This window comes from Martinezella sp. CNPSo 3964, assembly GCF_057784375.1.
The window spans coordinates 124,393-142,629 of record NZ_JBXSOW010000010.1 but is presented as its reverse complement, the minus strand read 5'-3'; the positions used below and the strand labels follow the sequence as shown (position 1 = coordinate 142,629).

Annotated in this window: 16 protein-coding genes; 7 read left to right on the top strand and 9 right to left on the bottom strand. The window is 59.4% G+C overall.

Annotated features, from left to right (window positions below; translation table 11 throughout):
• Positions 1-3: 3 nt before the first annotated feature.
• The 5 genes from AC13Q5_RS26855 (at position 4) to AC13Q5_RS26835 (ending at position 4,362) form a co-directional block, all read left to right on the top strand.
• Complete coding sequence (locus AC13Q5_RS26855) at positions 4-228, top strand: hypothetical protein (protein WP_092708705.1); 225 nt, start codon at positions 4-6, stop codon at positions 226-228.
• 177 nt (positions 229-405) lie between these two features.
• The gene (locus tag AC13Q5_RS26850; protein WP_488503766.1) at positions 406-2,037 is read left to right on the top strand and encodes a Na+/H+ antiporter; all 1,632 of its coding nucleotides are present in this window, start codon (positions 406-408) and stop codon (positions 2,035-2,037) included.
• A gap of 128 nt (positions 2,038-2,165) precedes the next feature.
• Positions 2,166-2,456 carry a hypothetical protein gene (locus AC13Q5_RS26845; RefSeq protein ID WP_075853112.1) on the top strand — a complete coding sequence of 97 codons (291 nt, stop codon included), beginning with the start codon at positions 2,166-2,168 and terminating at the stop codon, positions 2,454-2,456.
• A gap of 51 nt (positions 2,457-2,507) precedes the next feature.
• Positions 2,508-3,041 carry a DUF1269 domain-containing protein gene (locus AC13Q5_RS26840; RefSeq protein ID WP_488503765.1) on the top strand — a complete coding sequence of 178 codons (534 nt, stop codon included), beginning with the start codon at positions 2,508-2,510 and terminating at the stop codon, positions 3,039-3,041.
• A gap of 223 nt (positions 3,042-3,264) precedes the next feature.
• Positions 3,265-4,362: an FUSC family protein gene (locus AC13Q5_RS26835; protein ID WP_083961329.1), complete on the top strand. Its 1,098-nt coding sequence runs from the start codon at positions 3,265-3,267 to the stop codon at positions 4,360-4,362.
• 42 nt (positions 4,363-4,404) lie between these two features.
• Here AC13Q5_RS26835 and manD read toward each other — a convergent pair whose 3' ends face one another.
• Positions 4,405-5,607 (bottom strand): D-mannonate dehydratase ManD, encoded by a 1,203-nt coding sequence (manD, locus tag AC13Q5_RS26830; protein ID WP_488503764.1) that lies wholly within the window; start codon positions 5,605-5,607, stop codon positions 4,405-4,407.
• A 30-nt stretch (positions 5,608-5,637) separates the two neighbouring features.
• Positions 5,638-6,951, bottom strand: coding sequence for an MFS transporter (locus AC13Q5_RS26825; RefSeq protein WP_488503763.1), 1,314 nt, complete (start codon positions 6,949-6,951; stop codon positions 5,638-5,640).
• 152 nt (positions 6,952-7,103) lie between these two features.
• Here AC13Q5_RS26825 and AC13Q5_RS26820 point away from each other — a divergent pair, with 152 nt between their 5' ends.
• Positions 7,104-7,841 carry a GntR family transcriptional regulator gene (locus AC13Q5_RS26820; protein ID WP_488503762.1) on the top strand — a complete coding sequence of 246 codons (738 nt, stop codon included), beginning with the start codon at positions 7,104-7,106 and terminating at the stop codon, positions 7,839-7,841.
• 71 nt (positions 7,842-7,912) lie between these two features.
• On the opposite strand, the gene AC13Q5_RS26815 is transcribed toward AC13Q5_RS26820, so the two are convergent.
• The 6 genes from AC13Q5_RS26815 to AC13Q5_RS26790 are packed head-to-tail and all read right to left on the bottom strand — an operon-like array spanning position 7,913 to position 15,238.
• Complete coding sequence (locus tag AC13Q5_RS26815; protein WP_488503761.1) at positions 7,913-9,016, bottom strand: ABC transporter ATP-binding protein; 1,104 nt, start codon at positions 9,014-9,016, stop codon at positions 7,913-7,915.
• Positions 9,016-11,124, bottom strand: a complete 2,109-nt coding sequence (locus AC13Q5_RS26810) for an ADP-ribosylglycohydrolase family protein (RefSeq protein ID WP_488503760.1) — start codon at positions 11,122-11,124, stop codon at positions 9,016-9,018. The genes AC13Q5_RS26815 and AC13Q5_RS26810 overlap by 1 nt, the downstream gene beginning before the upstream one ends.
• 29 nt (positions 11,125-11,153) lie before the next feature.
• Complete coding sequence (locus AC13Q5_RS26805) at positions 11,154-11,987, bottom strand: carbohydrate ABC transporter permease (RefSeq protein ID WP_488503759.1); 834 nt, start codon at positions 11,985-11,987, stop codon at positions 11,154-11,156.
• Complete coding sequence (locus tag AC13Q5_RS26800) at positions 11,984-12,829, bottom strand: carbohydrate ABC transporter permease (protein WP_083961331.1); 846 nt, start codon at positions 12,827-12,829, stop codon at positions 11,984-11,986. The genes AC13Q5_RS26805 and AC13Q5_RS26800 overlap by 4 nt, the downstream gene beginning before the upstream one ends.
• A gap of 51 nt (positions 12,830-12,880) precedes the next feature.
• A complete protein-coding gene (locus AC13Q5_RS26795; RefSeq protein WP_488503758.1) occupies positions 12,881-14,200 on the bottom strand; it encodes an ABC transporter substrate-binding protein in 1,320 nt (439 codons plus the stop codon).
• 24 nt (positions 14,201-14,224) lie between these two features.
• Entirely contained in the window at positions 14,225-15,238 is a 1,014-nt protein-coding gene (locus tag AC13Q5_RS26790; protein WP_488503757.1) for a LacI family DNA-binding transcriptional regulator, read from the bottom strand.
• Between the two features lie 245 nt (positions 15,239-15,483).
• Between AC13Q5_RS26790 and AC13Q5_RS26785 the strand changes: the two genes are divergently transcribed.
• Positions 15,484-16,629 carry an acyltransferase family protein gene (locus AC13Q5_RS26785; protein ID WP_457880222.1) on the top strand — a complete coding sequence of 382 codons (1,146 nt, stop codon included), beginning with the start codon at positions 15,484-15,486 and terminating at the stop codon, positions 16,627-16,629.
• 210 nt (positions 16,630-16,839) lie between these two features.
• Here the strand turns inward: AC13Q5_RS26785 and AC13Q5_RS26780 are convergent, their stop codons facing one another.
• Positions 16,840-18,078, bottom strand: coding sequence for a hypothetical protein (locus tag AC13Q5_RS26780; RefSeq protein ID WP_488503756.1), 1,239 nt, complete (start codon positions 18,076-18,078; stop codon positions 16,840-16,842).
• Between the last annotated feature and the right edge of the window lie 159 nt (positions 18,079-18,237).

Sequence of the window (18,237 nt, the reverse complement as noted above, 5' to 3'; positions counted from 1 at the left end):
GATATGACATTGACCTCGCAAGACGTCACCTCCGTACTCGGCCCTGTGGACGAGACGCTGATCGCAGAGATTGTTGCCACGGGTGCCACGCCGACGGAGCTCTCGGAAGCCTGGGCCTGGGTCAACAGCGATGAGGCATTGATCGGCGAAGGGCGCCACCTGCCTGCAGGAACCGTCGCAACCCTGGTGGATCTGCTTTCGGCTGATGACGAGGAATGGGAAGAATAGGGATTGGTCCGGCATGGTGCGGATTGCGCCATGGGGTGGTATCGGCCCAGCCGGAGGCACCGCCGCACTTCTCATTTCCGGTTGAGTTTGTTTTAAGGAATGAGAAGACTGAGACTTCCGATAGCGACTATCGGAAGTCTTGAGGTCGTATGAGCATGCCAGGCGAAGGGCGGGGCAATGGAAATTATCACCACGACACTCGTCCTTTTGCTGGCGATTGTCGTCAGTGGCGCTATTTCGCGTGCCATTCCGGTCATTCTACCGCTGCCGTTGATCCAGATCGCGCTGGGCGCGGTCATTGGCTTGTCGGCCGATCTCAGCGTCAGGCTTGATCCCGAGATTTTCTTCCTGCTGTTCCTGCCGCCGCTGCTCTTCCTCGACGGATGGCGCATTGCCGCCGACGAGGTGAAGCAGGACATGAATGTCGTGGTGGAATTGGCCTTGGGGCTTGTCGTCTTCACCGTTCTTGGCGCCGGTCTGCTCATTCACTGGATGATCCCGGCAATGCCGTTGCCCGTCGCCTTCGCGCTCGCGGCCGTCATTTCGCCGACCGATCCGATCGCCGTATCCGCGATCGCGCAGCGGGTGCCGATACCGCCGCGCATGATGCACATACTCGAAGGCGAAGCCCTGCTGAACGATGCATCCGGTCTCGTCTGCCTGAGGTTTGCAATCGCGGCGGCCCTGACGGGTGGCTTTTCGCTGTATGATGCAACACTCAGCTTTTTGTGGACGGCATTCGGCGGCCTTGCGATCGGTGTCGGCGTGACCTGGACTATTACATGGCTCAGCTCGCGTGTATCGCTTCGCTATGGCGAGGAGAGCGGCTCGGAAATCCTGGTCAGCATCCTGATCCCCTTCGCGGCCTATCTCGTCGCCGAGCAACTCCATTGTTCCGGCATTCTGGCTGCGGTTTCGGCTGGAACGACGATGAGCGTGGCGGAGAGTTCGGGGCGCGCCATGGCGGCTACTCGCGTGCGCCGCAGTGCCGTATGGGACATGATCCAGTTTGCTGCCAATGGCACGATCTTTGTCTTGCTCGGCGAACAGCTGCCTTCGATCGCGGAAAAAGCCTCCGCCACAGTCCAAATGACGGGCCACCACGAATTCTGGTGGCTTGCTGCCTATGTTGTCGGCCTCACTTTCGGCCTTGCCGCACTGCGGTTCACCTGGGCCTGGGTGTCGCTGCATCTGACGCTGTTCCGACAGAGACGGCAGCGCGAGACTTCGCCGAACTGGCGCATTCTTGCGGCATTTTCCTTTGCCGGGGTTCGCGGTGCGATCACGCTCGCCGGTGTGCTCACCCTGCCTTTCACCTTGAATGACGGTTCGCCCTTTCCCGCCCGCGATCTTGCGATTTGCCTGGCGATGGGCGTCATCATCATGTCGTTGATCCTGGCGACGCTTTTCCTGCCACCGCTTCTGAAGAATCTCGAACTCCCGAAAGACACCAAGCATGAGGAGGATGAGGCGGCCGCGCGGGTCGACGCGGCAAGAGCCGCGATCACCGAAATCGCGCGCCTGCAACATTCGCTCTCCAAGGGACAGGAGGATGCGGATCTTTATGTGGAAGCCGCTTCACGTGTGATGGAGCTTTATCGCGAACGCATCCGCAACCAGAGCGGTGGAGACGAGGAGATGGCACTCTCCAAGCGCACCATGCGTATCGAATTGGAGCTGCGGCTGGCCGCCGTTCGCGCTGAGCGAACGGAAATCTTCCGCAAGCTGCGGGCCAGGCAGCTTGGTAATGAGGTTGCGGCAAAGCTCGTGCGAGAGCTGGACCTGCTGGAAGCGCGATATGCGAACTGATTTTACGTTTTCGGGGTCGGCGGGTTGGGCAAAAGGGAACCTTGAACCCGAATTTGCGTCTTCCTAAGTGAGTAATAGCCGAGGCTTCATGAGCTCGGCTGCAATCACGTCTGTTAGGAGTGACCAAAATGGAAGACAGAACAAAGACCATCGAAGATCTCAGCGTCGAAGAGCGTGAGGAAATCCTCATCGATGTCGCCAGGACACTGGAAGGCAACGCGCGCGAAGCTCTTGTCGAGGGCAATCAGCAATTTGCGGCGCTTTCCACCAATATGGCGGAAGCAATCCGTATCAACGCCGACGAACTCGCACGTGATGATCTGGAGCAAGCTGAAGAGCTGCTGCAACAGGCTGTCGCAATGATCTCGCAGTTCAATGCTACTCATCCCTACCGGTTGATCAGCACGGCTGTTCACTAATCGGCCCGAGGCCCTACTTCTTGCCTCGACAACACGACCCGGAGGATTTCGATGTCAGAACTCATAGTGCTTGGTTTCGACGATGCCGATAAGGCGGATGCTATTCTCAATCGTCTTGTTCAGCTCGAAAAGGAATATCTGATCGATCTGGAAGATGCCGTCATCGCCGTTCGCGACGAGTCCGGCAAGGTCCGTCTCAAGCAGAGTGTCAATCTGACTGCGGCCGGCGCCGCAAGCGGTGGCCTTTCGGGCGCGCTTTGGGGCTCGCTCGTTGGCTTGATCTTCCTCAATCCTCTTGCCGGCCTGGTCGTCGGCGGCGCGATCGGTGCGGGTTCGGGCGCTCTTGCCGGATCGATGGCTGATTACGGCATCGATGACGGCCTCATCGAGAAGCTCGCCGAAACTATTCCGGCGCATAGTTCCGCGCTCTTCCTGCTGATCCGCAAGGTTCAACCCGAGAAGGTGCTTGCGGAATTCAAGGGCGAGCATGCGCGTTTGCTGCGCACCTCGCTTTCGCCCGATCAGGAGGCACGGTTGCGCCAGGTTCTCGTTGATGAGACCTCGCCGACGTCTGCTACGGTCTGAGCGTAAAGTCCGATCCGTAACTATGGTTAAGCCGTGCTCCCCAAGGTGGCACGGCTTAACAGTGGATGACGGGGCGCTCGCCGTTCTTCGCTCTCCTTCCATATCAAGACGAATGCTGCCATTGTAAGTCGCGGATTCATGCCGCGATCGGCATTGCAGCAGGGGGAGGGGCAAGACCCTAACGGCCATTGTCAGCATACGTTTTCAGACCAAAAGTTGCGCGATGACCGAGCCCGTATCGCCTCAAAGCCAACCCCCGTCCAAGCCCAAGACATCGCTGATCCAGACCAAGCGCGCCGCCGTGCAGGCGCTGCGGGTGATGATCGCCTGCACGATTACCTATGCCGTCTCCCAGCTTCTGCATCTCCAGCAGGGCTATTGGGCGGTCTTCACTGTGCTGATCGTCATGCAGGCCTCTGTCGGCGCCACGGCGGGCATGGCTGTCGATCGACTGGTAGCAACTGTTGCGGGGGCGGTGCTTGGCGGGGCGGCGGTGTTCGTCACACCGCACGAGCCGCTCGCCATCGGGATCGCGCTCATCTGCGTCGTCGGCTTTTCAAGCTTTGTGGCGGCACGCGTGCCTCGCTTGCGCAATGCCGGGCTGACGGCGGCGATCGTCATGCTGACGCATTCCGCCGCGGTTCCGGTCGAGATCTTCGTGATCGATCGCATCGCCGAGATCACGCTGGGCGGTGTCGTCGGCGTGCTCGCCAGCCTGTTCATCCTCCCAACGCGCTCGCGGACCGTGGTGCTCGACCGTTTCGGATCGGCCCTCGACGTCATGGCGCAGATATTGCGCACCCTTGCATCGGCGGTCGAGAAGGGCGAGCCGGTCTCCGCCTCGGAGGCCAATATAGCGCTGCGCCAGTCACTGATGGCAACGGAGACCTTATTGACCGATGCCCAGCGCGAGCGCGCCTTCTGGTTGACGAAGCATGGGATTTCGGAAGCCATCCCTCGTTCGCTCTGGCGAATTCGCAATGACATGACCTATGTCAGCCACATCGTGGAAACACCCTTCCCGCCGGCGATTGTCGAGGCGATCGGGCCGCAGGCAGGACAGATGCTCGAGGCGCAGGCTCGCTTTGCGGAAGCCTGCGGAAGGGCGCTGCGTGCCGGCGGTGAGATTGATCCCCAGGTGCTTTCGACCGGCGACGAGGCCTTCGAGAGCGCATTCGGCGCCCTGCAGAATTCTGCAGAGGCGCAATTGATGGGCTTCAACGAAACCGGTCGTCTGTTCGGCCTCGACTTCACATTGCGTCGGATGCGGCAGAATTTTCTCGATCTTGCCGACCGCATCCGTGAAAGCGATGTCAATTGAAAGAACCGGCCGGCTTGGGTGAGCCGGCCCGCCCCAGGGCAATCACCAGCTCCACATGGTCCCGTCTGAAAGCCTCGCGACATCCAGATAGGCCCGCCGATATGGGTACTTTTCGGCTGCCTTCTCGTCGATATCGACGCCATGGCCGGGTTTCTCGCCGCTGTAGAGATAGCCGTCCTTCAGATGCCATTCGTGCGGGAAGACGTTTTTCGCCTCGTCCGGGTGGAAGGCATATTCCTGAATGCCGAAGTTCGGCACCCAGCGATCGAAATGCAGCGCCGCGCCCATGGTGATGGGCGACATGTCGGCGGCACCGTGGCAGGCGGTGCGGATATGATAGAGCCCGGCGAGATCGGCGATGCGCCGCACATGCGTGATGCCGCCGGCATGCAGCGGCGTCGTGCGGATATAGTCGATCAGCTGCTCCTGGATGAGCTGGCGGCAATCATGGATCGAGTTGAAGACCTCGCCGAGCGCGAGTGGTGTTGTCGAATGCTGGCGGATGAGGCGGAAGGATTCCTGATTTTCGGCCGGAACGGCGTCTTCCAACCAGAAGAGCTTGTGGCGCTCCACCTCCTTCGCAAGGCCTGCTGCTTCCTGCGGCGTCAGACGATGGTGAACGTCGTGCAGAAGATGGAGTTCATAACCGAAGCGATCGCGCAGATGATCGAGGAGCTTCGGCAGGAAACGCAGATAGCTCGGCGTATCCCATAGCGTTTCCCGCGGCTTGTCTTCCGCCTGCGCCAGCGAGCCGACCTTTTCGACGCCGTAGGTTACCGGCAAGCCGGGAACGGCACTCTGGACGCGGATCGCCTTCCAGCCCTGCTCCTTGAAGGCGGCAACCTTGTCGCCGGTTTCCTCAATGGTCTCGCCGTTCGCGTGAGTATAGGTCAGCATATGCGTGCGGCTGGCGCCGCCGAGCAGCTGGTAAAGTGGCATGTTGGCCGCCTTGGCCTTGATATCCCAGAGCGCCACGTCGACGGCGGCGATTGCTGCCATGGTGATCGGGCCGCGGCGCCAATAGGCGCCCTTGTAGAAATATTGCCAGATGTCCTCGATCTGCGATGCGTCGCGACCGATGAGGCAGGGAACGAGATGATCCTGCAGATAGGAGGCAACGGCCAGTTCGCGGCCGTTTACCGTGGCGTCGCCGATGCCGTAAATCCCTTCGTCCGTCTCGATCTTGAGCGTGACGAAGTTACGGCCGGGCGAGCAGACGATGACCCTCGCATTGGTGATTTTCATGGGAAACCCTTTCGTGGTCTTTGATCGAAATCAGGCTTTCGGATCGGCGATCGGCTCGATGCGACCGAGGACGAAGACATAGGAAACGATGCCGATTGCCAGCATCGCGCCGGCCAGAAGAAAGGCGCGGCTGAAGGACTGTGTGGCGCCGACGATGAAGCCGGTGATGATCGGCGCTGCGATGCCGGTCATGCTGTTGAGAAAGTTCATGATGCCGCCGATCGTGGCGGCACCGCCCTTCGGCGCGATGAGAGCGGGGATCGACCATCCGGCCGGTGCCGCGGCAGCAAGGCCGCTCAGCGAAATGGTGATCCAGAGGATCGCCCAATAGGGATCGGCGGTGAGCCCTGCGCCGACGACGGCAAGACCCATCAGCATGCCGAAGACGATGATCGTCTTGCGGACGCGGGATTCATCGTGGCCCTTGCGGATGAGATGGTCGATCAGCCAGCCGCCGATCAAAAGGTCCGAGATCGTCGCGAAGATCCAGGGGATCGTCGTGAAACTTGCCGATTTCAGTATGTCCATGTGCATCTCCTTGACCAGATAATCCGGGAGCCAGAAGATGAAGAGGGCGAAGGCATAGCCATAGGCGGCAAAGCCGATCGAAAGGCCCCAGACCTTGCGATTGCGCAGGAGATAGCCGAGCATGCCAACGGCATTGGCGGAGGCTTCGCCCTCCTGTGCCGCGCCGCCGGCCTTTATGTAAGCCCGTTCCTCGTTGGAGAGGTTCCTGTCGGCGCTGGGGTCACGATAAAACAGCCAGAACATCCCGAAGAAGATGAAACTGATGATAGCGGTCGCCAGAAAACCGCCGCGCCAGCCGAAATGCAGCATGAGGTATGCGACCAGCGGAATGGCGATGACGTTGGAGAATTTTGCCGCCGCATCGAAGAGCGCCGTTGCCAGGCCCCGTTCATGGCGCGGAAACCAATAGCCGGTCGCCTTCGAATTGGCCGGAAAGCCCGGTGTTTCCGCCACGCCGAGAAGCATGCGGGAGAGAAATAGTGACTGCATACCGGTCGAGAAGGCGGTGATGACCGAAGCGATCCCCCAGGAAAACGTGCTCCATCGCATGACGCGTTGGACACCGAACCGATCCAGCAGCATGCCGACGGGGATTTGCAGGAAGCCGTAGGTCCAGCCGAAGGCGCTGAACAGGATGCCCATCTCGGCGGGTCCGATTTTGAAATCGTCCTGAATGAGGGGCGAAGCCACCGTCAGGTTCACCCGGTCGAAATAATTGACGAGGACGCCGAGCGCGAGAAGAGCGCCGATCCACCAGCGACGATTGGTGGATGGCCGTCGCATGGCTTCGGCTGATGAAGCGTGTTCGATTGTCATGAAATCCTCCCTATATGAAATATCACGCTACTAATCTGAAATTTCACATGAGGCAATGATTTTGATATAAGCAGCCAAAAGTCAATACTGGCGCCTGTGAATCGGCTGGCGGAGACAGTGATGAATTCGAGCGGGAAAAGATCGACAGAGCGATGATGAAGAAGGAAGAGCAGCCTCGAAGCCTGTCGGAGGAAGCCTACGATCGCCTGGAAAGCATGATCGTTTCGACCGAGCTTTTGCCGGGCGCGCGCTACACGATCCAGCAGCTGCAGCAGCAATCCGGCCTCGGCCGCACGCCCGTTCATGACGCGGTCAAGCGTCTCTCGGCCAACCAACTCATCCATGTCAGCCCGCGCTCGGGCCTGCGGATCGCGCCAGTCAACCTCGCGCAGGAGCGGACGTTGCTTCCCTTGCGAACGGAAATGGAAGCGATCGCCTGCGGGCTGGCGAGCGAGCGAGCGACCCCCCAGGATCACAAGGTTCTCAGAACCTTCATCACCGATCTCGAAGCCTCCAAGGCGGATCTCAGCCTTGAGCGGTTCAACGTCACCGACCGGCTGTTGAACAGGGCGATCCTCACAGCCTCTGGAGAGCCGCTTCTCGCGAACACGCTTATTCCGCTCCAGACGCTCTATCGTCGCACCGGCTGGATATACCATACCTATCTCGGCCCCGGCGCTCCGCTGGAGATAACGATAGAAAGCCATATAGCGCTGCTGCGCTTCATCGTTTCCGGAGACCGTACCCTCACGGAGAAATTCATCCGAGAGATGATGGGGGATCTGGGCAACATGCTGTTGAAGGTGCGCCAGTCGATCGATCCGGCAACACTCGATGTCAGCCTTGCCGATATGACCGTGAGAACTGGAGTGGCCGGCCCGATCAACTGATCAAGCAGGCATCCCGGCCGAATTCGACATGGGCATGGGCAAAAGCGCCGCCGCGCGGCAGCGCTTTGTCGTCACGAATGTTCCAGGTTTCGCTCTGCGGCTTTGCCGGTCAGCCGGCGGCCGCCCGCATCGAACAGGCAGATGCGCTCCGTCCGTGGCTGCAACCAGATGGTTTCCTCCGGCTCGATATCGAGCCGGTCGTGGAAGACGGTGACGATCGTCTGATCACCCACGGTTGCCGTTACATGGGTCTCGGAACCGAGTGGCTCGACCACAACCACGCGCGCGGGAATGCCGACATTTGCCGGTGACAAGGTGAAGTATTCCGGTCGGATGCCGTAGACCCCTTCAACGCCGACGAGCTTTGGGGCATTGCCGGGCAAGGGCAACACGATGCCGTCGTTCGTCTTGAAAACCGGCTGGCCGCCAGCAGTGTCAAAGCACCCGTTCAGCAGGTTCATCGCAGGTGAGCCGATGAAGGCGGCCACGAATGTGCTGTGCGGATTGTCATAGAGTTCGAGCGGCCGGCCGATCTGCTCGATATGACCACCGTTCATGACGACGATGCGATCCGCCATCGTCATCGCCTCGACCTGATCGTGGGTAACGTAGATGGTCGTCGTCGCCAGACGCCGATGCAGGCCTTTGATCTCGGCGCGCATGGCGACGCGAAGCTTGGCGTCTAGATTGGACAGAGGTTCGTCGAAGAGGAAGACCTGTGGATTGCGAACGATCGAACGGCCCATGGCGACGCGCTGGCGCTGGCCGCCGGAGAGCTGGCGGGGGTATCGTGCAAGGAGATCGGTAAGCCCCAGAATTTGCGCGGCATGCGCCACGCGCTTCTGCTTCTCTTCCTTCGATGCGCCGGCAAGCGTCAGCGAGAAAGCCATGTTCTCGGCAACCGTCATATGCGGGTAGAGCGCATAATTCTGGAAGACCATGGATATGTCGCGTTCCTTGGGTGGCAGGTTGTTGACGACGCGGCCGCCGATGCTGACCGTCCCGCCGGTAATGTCTTCAAGCCCGGCAATCATTCTGAGCAGCGTGGATTTTCCGCAGCCTGATGGTCCGACAAGGACGACGAACTCACCGTCGGCGATGTCGGCCGAGACGCCGTGGAGCACTTCCACGGCGCCGTAGGCCTTGCGTGCCTGGTCAATGGTGACTGTTGCCATCATACGCCTCCGATCCGGATCTCATTCGATGACAAGGCACCCTCATGGACGAGAAGGCCGACGCCACCGTCGCGGAACGCGTCTGCGGACATATCCTCCGCCGTAATTGATACGCCATCGGCCTCGAAGGTGATGCGCGCGCCTTCAGCCTTGACCTTCATTGAAATGTGCTTGTCGAATTCGATCCTGAAGGCCGTTTCGGCAAGCACCTTGGTGTCCTCGTCGCGCACCCGGACGATCTGCATCTTGCCGTCGCGGGTCACGCGGGCTCCGTAATACCGGCGCAGGCCCTGTGCACGGATGGCAAGGCCGCCATAATTGCCGAGATGGATCATCACCTGGCCCGACGCCTGATAATCCGTCCATTGCCGCGTGCCGTGAATGATGATGCCTTCGCCGCTATTTTGCGCAATGCGGAAGGCGGCCGGGAAGCGCTTGGAGAAGAAGCTGGCGCCATTCACCCAGGCCATGCGCCAGAAATCGCCATCGCCGGCCGGCCGCTTCAGCGTCAGCTTCGGCGCTCCGTCCCAGCGGAGATAATCGACGAGCAGCCGCCCATCGGCGCGCCGCCCGGTGCCGTTTACGGCGATGCCGATTTCGGCGATCGGCTGGCCATCGGTCTCGGGCAGCGTCCACTTGAGGGTGGCGTCCGAGCCTGGCTCAATGACGACCGGATCGGAGTCGATGTCGCTCAACTGGTCGCGTTCATTGTAGACGCGGATACGCAGACGCGCTTCGATCACGCCGCGGTTCTGCTGATCGGCTTTGACACGGGCCTTCACCGTTTGGCCGGGGTAGACGAGCGGCGTCGCCATCAGATCGTAGGTGCGCATGTCGAGCATTTCGCGCGGCGAGAAGGTGGGCGTCGTCACGACGGCACTCTGTGCCGGCCCCAAAGCTTCGTAATCGATCGTCAGTGCGCGGCTGCTCTCGAATTCCGTATTGCCGACGCGGACGCCGCTTGCCGCGTCGAGGCCCGTCTGCGGGCGGAAACCCTGCTGGCTGTCCGGGAGCGAGAAGTGAAATTGCGCGCCGTTCTTCGGCGCGTCAAGTGACTGGTGGCCGGCTAGCTGAAGGCCAAGATTGGTCAGGAAATAGGCCTGCCGCACGGCGTCGTTGATGGAGTTGCCGCCATCGGCCGAGGAGATCAGCATGCGATCGGCGATGGGGCCGCGGAAGTCTGGCCCTTCGGCAAGGCCGTCGAGGCCGTTCATGATACCGAGCAGGCAGCCGACATTGCCGGCGTTGCAGTCGGTGTCCCAGCCGGACGTATTGACGATCATCTGCGCCTTCTGGAAATCGTGCGGCGCATAGAGCACCGTCATGATCATCAGGGCATGGTTCGGTATGACATGGCAATTGCCCGGATACTTGTCGTAGCCGTAATTGTCCTGGATCTTCTGGCGGGTATCGCGCCAATCGGGATGAGCCTTGTGCCAGCCTCTTATGTCAGCAATCAGCCGGGCGATCTGGCTGTCGCTCGGGATCTGCTTCAACCCGGTGTCGATCAGATGATCAATATCGGAGACGACGAAAGCCTCGGCCTCCATCGCCGCCCAGAGCATGGCGGCGTGGACGGATTCGCCGTCATGGCTGACCTTGCCGGCCTGTTCGGCGAGTTTGGCTGCGAGTTCCGGCTGGCCGGGAGCGACCATTGCCCATCCGTCGATGAAAATCTGTGCGCCGATCTGCTCGGCAACCCCTTGACCGTTGGTGGCGATTGAACCGGACCGCGGTGCCGGCACGCCCTTCTTGAGATTGAGCCAGGCAGTGTGTTCGGTCGAGTTGCCGTTGCCGCCCCACCACAGGATCGACCGTTCCTCGACGATGTAGTTGAGCCAGGCCTTGCCGATTTCCTCGGACGAAAGGTTCGGCTTGATGCCATAGTCTTCGAGCGCGCGGATGAAGGTGAAGGTGCCGGCGACATCGTCATCGGTAACGACGAGTGGTTGGTTCAGACGCTCATGCACGTAATATTCGATCGGGCCTAGCTCTTCCATGATCTTCTGGTAGGTCCACCCTTCAAAAGGGCGGCCGAGATAGACGCCGATGAGCTTGCCCAGGACGCCGGCATAGACGCGTTCGAGATAATCGTTCGGAAGCTGCATTGCTCACTCCATTTAATCGATAAATTCTTTCAGCCTTTGACGGAGCCGCCGGCCATGCCCTCGATGAAGCGCTTCTGCATGAAGACGAAAAGCACAACGACGGGCACGACGATGATGAGGGCCGCGGCCATGATCTCACCCCAGTCGGAGCTGTATTGGCCGGACAACAGAAAGAAGGCGATGACGGCGGTCATGTTCTCCTGCTTCTGCAGGAAGGTCGTGGCAATCAGGAATTCGTTCCAAGAATTCAGCCCGATGATCAGCGCCACGGTCAGGATGCCCGGCGAGACGATCGGCAGCATCACCCGCCAGAAGACCTGCCAATGCGTGGCGCCGTCGACGATCGCCGCCTCTTCGAGCTCCTTCGGAACTGCGAGGAAATAAGTTCTGAGCAGCATCACGGCGAAGGGGCTGTAAAGCGCGGTATAGATCAGCGCCACACCGAAGATGTTGTTGATCAACCCGAGCTTCGCGAAGCCGAAATAGAGCGGAAAGATGTAAAGCTGAATCGGTGCGGTCGTCGTTGCCAGCAGATAGAAGGTGAAGATCTTCCAGCTCTTGATCTTGCGGCGGGCGATCACATAGGCCGTCAGCGACGATGTCGTGCAGACGAGCGCAATCGTCGCGCCGGACACGATCAGCGAATTGATGAAGGTCTTCGAGAATTTCGCGTGGTTCCAGGCGTTGGCGAAATTCTGCCAGCGAATCGGCTGCGGCAATCCCAGCGGATTCTGCACGATCTGAGCGGCAGGCTTCAGCGAGTTCAGCACCAGCAGCGCGATCGGAAAGAGCGCGATGAAGGCGAAGATGCCAAGAAGGATATAGCAGATCCACAGGGTCAGGCGGCTTTCCACGAGTCTCATTGCTCGCCCTCCCTAGTCTGGATGCGAACATAGAAGAAGGTGCCGACCAGCCCGAAGAGGCTGATGACGAGCGCTGCGGCCGCGGCCTGTCCGACGTTCAGGTCGTAGAACGCCTTGCGATAGGCGAGCGTCGATAGCAGCTCGCTCGAGAAGGCGGGGCCGCCCTGGGTGAGGATATAGACGAAATCGAAGGCGAGGAACGACCAGATGACGGTCATGATCATCATCAGTGTAATGGTCGGTCGAATGCCGGGAAGCAGCACATAGCGCATCATCTGGAAATAGGTCGCACCTTCGATGCGGGCCGCCTCGATCTGCTCCTGCGGCACCTGCCGGAGTGCGGCAAAGAAGATGACGCAAAGAAAGCCCCACCAGTGCCAGAGGTCGACGGTTGCAACGCCGAAAAGCGCTATAGGCGGCTGCGTCAGCGGATTTGGGATCGGCAGCCCGTATTTCTTGAGGAGGCCGAAGACGCCGGTGACGGGGCTATAGATCATCCCCTGCCAGATGCGGGCGGTGATCGCGGTCGCGATGACGACGGGCAGGAAGTAGACGACCTGAAAGAAATTGCTGCCGCGGCGCACGATGAGCAACATCGAGGCTGCCAGCAGGCCCATGAGAATCGGCACCGTCAGGAAGACGATGGTCCAGATAATGTTGTTGCCGAGCGCCAGCCAGAAGACGCGGTCGTCGGCCAGCGCGCGGAAATTGTCGAGGCCCGCGAAGGTGGGCGAGGAGATGCCGTCCCAGTTGCAGAAGGCGAGTGCCACCGTCAGCAAAGCAGGGACGAGGACGATGATGATATTAATGATCATCGTCGGAACGAGATAGAGTCGGTGCATATTGTCCTCCAGGCGAGGACGGCGCTTTTAACGCCGCCCTGCGGCGGCTAGTCAGACGCGGGGCGGGACCGCGGGCGCCTTGCCGGCGTCGCGTTCCTGCTTGAAGGTCTCGTCGAGTTTCTTCAGGAAGTCAGCCGACTTCGTTTTCTTGAGCCAGACCTCTTCCATGCCGCTGACCAGATAGGTGTCCGTGGCCGGGGGCAGGAAGGTCCAGGTCGTGTAGCCGTATTTGCCGGCGGCGACTGCGCCCGCGAGCTGCTTCATGGCATCCTCGTAAAGAGGCAGTACCTTGTCGGAGAGCTTGACCTTGGAGAGATCGGCGAGCGGCAGATTCCATTCTCCCTGCCAGACCGAGTTCATCTTGCTGTAGTAGTCATCCGTGAACATGTAATCGAGAACCGCGGCAGCGCCATCCGCATTGCCCGATTTGGCGTTGATCGACAGCGTCGAGCCGATGCCGAGCGCGAAGATCGGATCGCCTTTCTCGCTCGGGAAGCCAACGAACCCCGGCTCTGCATTGTTTTGTGGGAAATAGGTCTGGACGTTGGTGAAGTTCCAGGTGCCGGTCGGTGCCATGCCGGCCTGGCCGCTGGCGATCTGCGCAAAGGCCTGCTCGAGCGTCAGCGAGAAATAATTATCGCCGAAATAGCCCTTGTCCCACCATTCCGCGAGCTTGTCGATCGAGTGAACGAAGGCGGGGTCGGTCCATGAGATGGCGCCCGTCAGCGCCTTGTAGACATTCTCAGGTCCGGCGATCGAGTTGAAGGCGATCGAAACGTAATGCTCGTTGGCCGGGCGCCAATCGGCATTGCCGGCGCCAAACGGCGTGAGGCCCTTGGCCTTCATTTCGTCCGCAAGCGCCTCGAAATCTGATATCGTCGTCGGGACTTTCCATTTGTTCTGGTCGAACAGGGTCTTGTTATAGAAGAGGCCGAGCGTCTCGTAGGTTTTCGCCAGGGCGTAGAGCTTGCCATTGTAGCGGCCGAGGTCGAGAAAGAGCGGCAACAGGCGCTCGTTCCAGCCATATTTCTTGGCGTAGTCGTCGAGCGGCATCAGCTGACCGGCCTGTGCCATAGCCGCGACGTAGCTCGGGCCGGCCGTAAAGACGACATCGGGGCCTGTGCCGGCCAGCATTGCGACGCGCAATTGTTTGTCGAGATCGGAGCCGCGGAAGTCGATGCTCAAGAGGTCTTCGGGATGTGCCGCATTGAACGGGTCGATCAGAATGTTCTTGAGGTTGTCCTGGTTCTCCGGTGAAGCGGATTCGTACCAGAAGGATATGGGCTTCTGATCCGCCGCGAATGCGAAGCGGGATATAAGCGGCAGGGTGGCCAGGCCGAGGCCCGCCTTCAAAACTGTACGTCTGTGCATCGGTTTTCTCCTCCCGATTTGATCTTATTCGTTGCTCGTCGAGCCTCTGACGATGAGGTCAAAAGGCATCTCGACGGCTGTGCCTGCACCAGTCTTCTCTCCGCGCAGACGCTCCATCAGTGTCTGTGCGGCACGTTCTCCCATTTGCCATTGGAACTGTGCGACCGTTGTCAGGGTCGGGGTTACGAGCTTGGCGGCGGAAATGTCATCGAAGCCGACAACGGCAATATCCTCCGGAATGCGGATGCGGCGCTCGCGGAGCGACTGCATGACCCCGATCGCCATCAAGTCGTTGGCAGCAAAAATGGCCGTTGGCCGGAAATCGCCACCGAGAATGCTTTCCGCAGCGCGGATGCCGCCCATCTCGGAAAATTCGTCATCGATGACGACGTGGTCGGGGTGGCTGAACTTTGCGAGCGCTGTGCGATAACCCTCGATGCGATGCGCCTGTGGACCGCCGCGGCCCGCGACAAGCGCGATGCGCGTATGGCCGAGACCCAGCAAGTATTCCGTTACCGCCTGCGCGGCGGCGCGGCTGTCGACATAAATATCGTCGACGGGAATGTCGCCGCCGCGTTTCTTGGACGATTCAATTCTCACAATAGGAACGCCAGCCTCGACCAAGGGATTGAAGTCCTTGGCCTTCAGCGTGAAGAAGACGCCGATTACGCCGTCGACGCGGCCTTGTCTGGCCCAATCGAGAAAATGGCGTTCGCGTTCGGGGGTGCCGTCGGTGTTGACGGTGATTACATCGTAGTTCTGACCATCAGCGATGGATTGAATGCCGCGGATCAACGATGGATAGAACGGATTGGTGATGTCGGGCACGATGCAGGCGATGGTCATCGAGCGGCTCGTTTTCAGCGCCTGCGCAAACCGGTTCGGCACATATCCGAGGTCCTTTGCCGCCTTCGTGATGCGCGCCCACGTCTCCGCCGGAATGGACGCCCCGCCACCGCTCAGCACCATGGAAACGGTCGCCTGGGAGACGCCAGCCGCCTTTGCGACATCCTTTTGTGTTGCTCGTCCGTTTGTCATTGTCCACTTGCTTATACGTATTAGTTATACGTATCAATAAAATGCATGTTGCCTGCTGTCAAGCTGGGTCTCGGTGCGCGCAGTTGGTTCGCTTGCTGGTGGAAATGATGTTTTGGGGAGAACCTCTTGGCATGAAGCTGGCAGCTCGCAGCGGAGCGAACGGCTCATTTTCACCGTCTGTTGAAGAGGGGACAGTGACGCCTATGAGCAATCTATTAACGGTTGCAATCTAAGCTCACTAAATCATGGAAAAGATGTCTCGACGACACGATCTGGATTTTGTCAGGGTGGCAGCATTTATGCTGCTGATCATCTACCATGTCAGTCTAATATACAATTCAAGGACCTTTGTCCTGAAGGCACGGGATAGCTCTTCCGCCTTCGATGTGATCCATCTACTGACGCATCCCTGGCGAATGACGCTGCTGTTTTTTATCTCCGGCGCCGTGACGGGTATGTTGCTCGTGAAGCATCCTCCCGGCGCATTGAGGAGTGCGCGGACAAAACAATTACTAGTGCCTTTTCTGGCGGGTATGCTCTTTCTGATCCCACCGCAGATATATGTATTTTTGAATGCCAAGATGGGAGTGCATATCAGCCTCTTGGAGGTCTTTTGGGACTATGTAACCTTGACTCCGGTTTCCTTGCCGGGCGGTGAACAGACCCTGCTCGCCGGCATGCAACATCTTTGGTATCTCGCATATCTGTGGAGTTATACCGTGGTCGTCACGCTCGCCATCGCGGTGTGGCCATCGCTGTTGACCTCTATGGGAGATCGGCTGGCCCCCTGGCTTACCGGCAAATGGGTACTGATAATGCCCGTCTTGCTGTTCATTTTGCTGCGACTCGTCTTGAGACCGATTTTCCCTCCATCACTGGAGTTTTTGGCAGATTGGTACAATCACGCCGTTTATATGGCTGCGTTCCTGATGGGAGCCGTGATGGCAACGCGTGACGATTGTTGGGATGCCATAGTCAGCATGCGGAGGCCGGCATTGATTCTGACGATTGCTTGTGCGCTCGCCTTGGTGTTCCTGTTTCCCACGCTGCCGTCCAGCACTCCGGAGATGTGGCGACTGTGCGCAGGTAGAGTGCTTGGCGGTGCGTTCCAATGGTCGGCAATCGTCGCCGTTCTTGGTTATGCGAGGACTTGGTGCAGATCGGAAAATGTCGTGATCCGTTATCTCAACAGGGCAGTTCTCACCTACTACGTTCTCCACCAGACCGTCATGCTTCTGATCGCCTATGAATTGGACCGCATGGGGCTTTTGTCCGCTGCATCGTTTATTCCGATTGCCGCCGCCACTTTGGCGATCTGCGCTGTGGCTTACGAACTGAAGCTTCGTCTGGAGAGTGCCACGAACGCGATGTTCCGTCCGCACGCTACCTGATATTATGGGCGGGCTTGGCAAGCTGAGTTCTCATCAATCGTCGTCTACTGTTGGGAGCCGGCCGTGCAACCGGCTCCTGTTGCGATGATCTACAGTTAGCGATCGATGGCGTTGCCCTTGAAACATAACGCTCCAAGCAGGCGGCGGTAGTCAGATACTGGCTACCAACCGACGATCTGAAGCGGATCGCAATCTCGGCACCCCAGGCTCTCAGTGCATGGCCCCCGATCCACCTGCCGATATGATCGCAAAAGGCTGCCCCTCGACAGCGATGCTGCGGATTTCCTTTAGAGACCGGCTGTCGACCATACGCACGAGGCCGTGGCGCGGGTCGGTGATGGCAATGAGATCACCGGCAATAGCGAGCCGTGGCCGCGGATCGCGCCAGTGGCCATCCTTGCTGTAGGGCTCGGTAACGGTCTCGGATTTCACGATCGCGCCCTTCACGACGTCGAGAAGATGCAGATTGCCGTCCTCGGTGAGAATATAGGCCTGCTGCGGCTTTGCCGGATCAAGAGCGAAGTCGACGCGACGCGTCGGCAATTCGATCAGCTTGAAGGGCTCGGCTGTGTTGTCGGGATCGATGAGCACGATGTTCTGCTCACCATAATTGCCGAGGAAGAATTGCATGGATGTGCCGCCGAGCAATGTCGAAACCTTGCCTTTCGGCAGGGAGGAGCCATAGGCGAGCATCTCGACCTTCGGACCGCCGATGCCGCCGGGGTGGGCGATGAGAACTCCTTCCTCGCAGCCGAAGGCAACCAAGCGCGCCGACGTCGCCTCGCCGTGCAGGCCCGTGCAACGCTTGACCTCGCCGACCTGTTCCCCTTTGCGATCCAGCACGCGCAAACCGAGTCGCGGCGGCAACTCGCCTTCCTTGACGGGAGCCTCCATGTTCGGCACCGATACGAGGAGGTGGTTGCCCATCGGAACGGCGACGCCGTGATGGGCGGCGATGGTCTGGAATGAGCGAATATCGGGCTTACCTTCGGCAAGGCCGCTCTCCGACAGCAGATCGAATTTGTTGTCGCGATCGTAGAAGATCGCCACATCATTGCCGTGCGTCACCACATGCCCTGGCTTATCGCCCGTAATCGATGTCTGAAGCAGTTTCGGATCGGAAAGTTCGATATCGCGATGCTCGCCGTGGTCGGAGAGGGTGATACCTGTCGCAATAGCGTGGACCACATTCTTTTCACCTTGCACGGCAAAGATGGTGCGACCGGACTGGCTGAGTGACAGGGCGGCATAGCCGTCAACGTCGAACCGACCGATTTCCTTGCCGCTCGTGGCGTCGATTGCGCGGATGATCGGCCGGCTGTGATCGGCGACAAATAACCGCCAGCTTTCCGTCTTGTTTTCGTCGTCTGCAAAGGATGGAAAGGGAAACAGCAAGGCGCAAGCCAGCGATGAGGCCGCAAGGAGGATACCAGATCTCGTGTTCGGCATGAAAAATCCTTTATGTAATAACATTACATAGACAACGTAATAAAGTAACCCTGCGTTTGTCCAGCCCCTCCATGCTCGCCTGAGGCGAGATTGTTGGAGCTTATCAACATCGAAAATGGCTTGAGGCTATCGAAGCAATTGACGTAATTTTAACTGAAG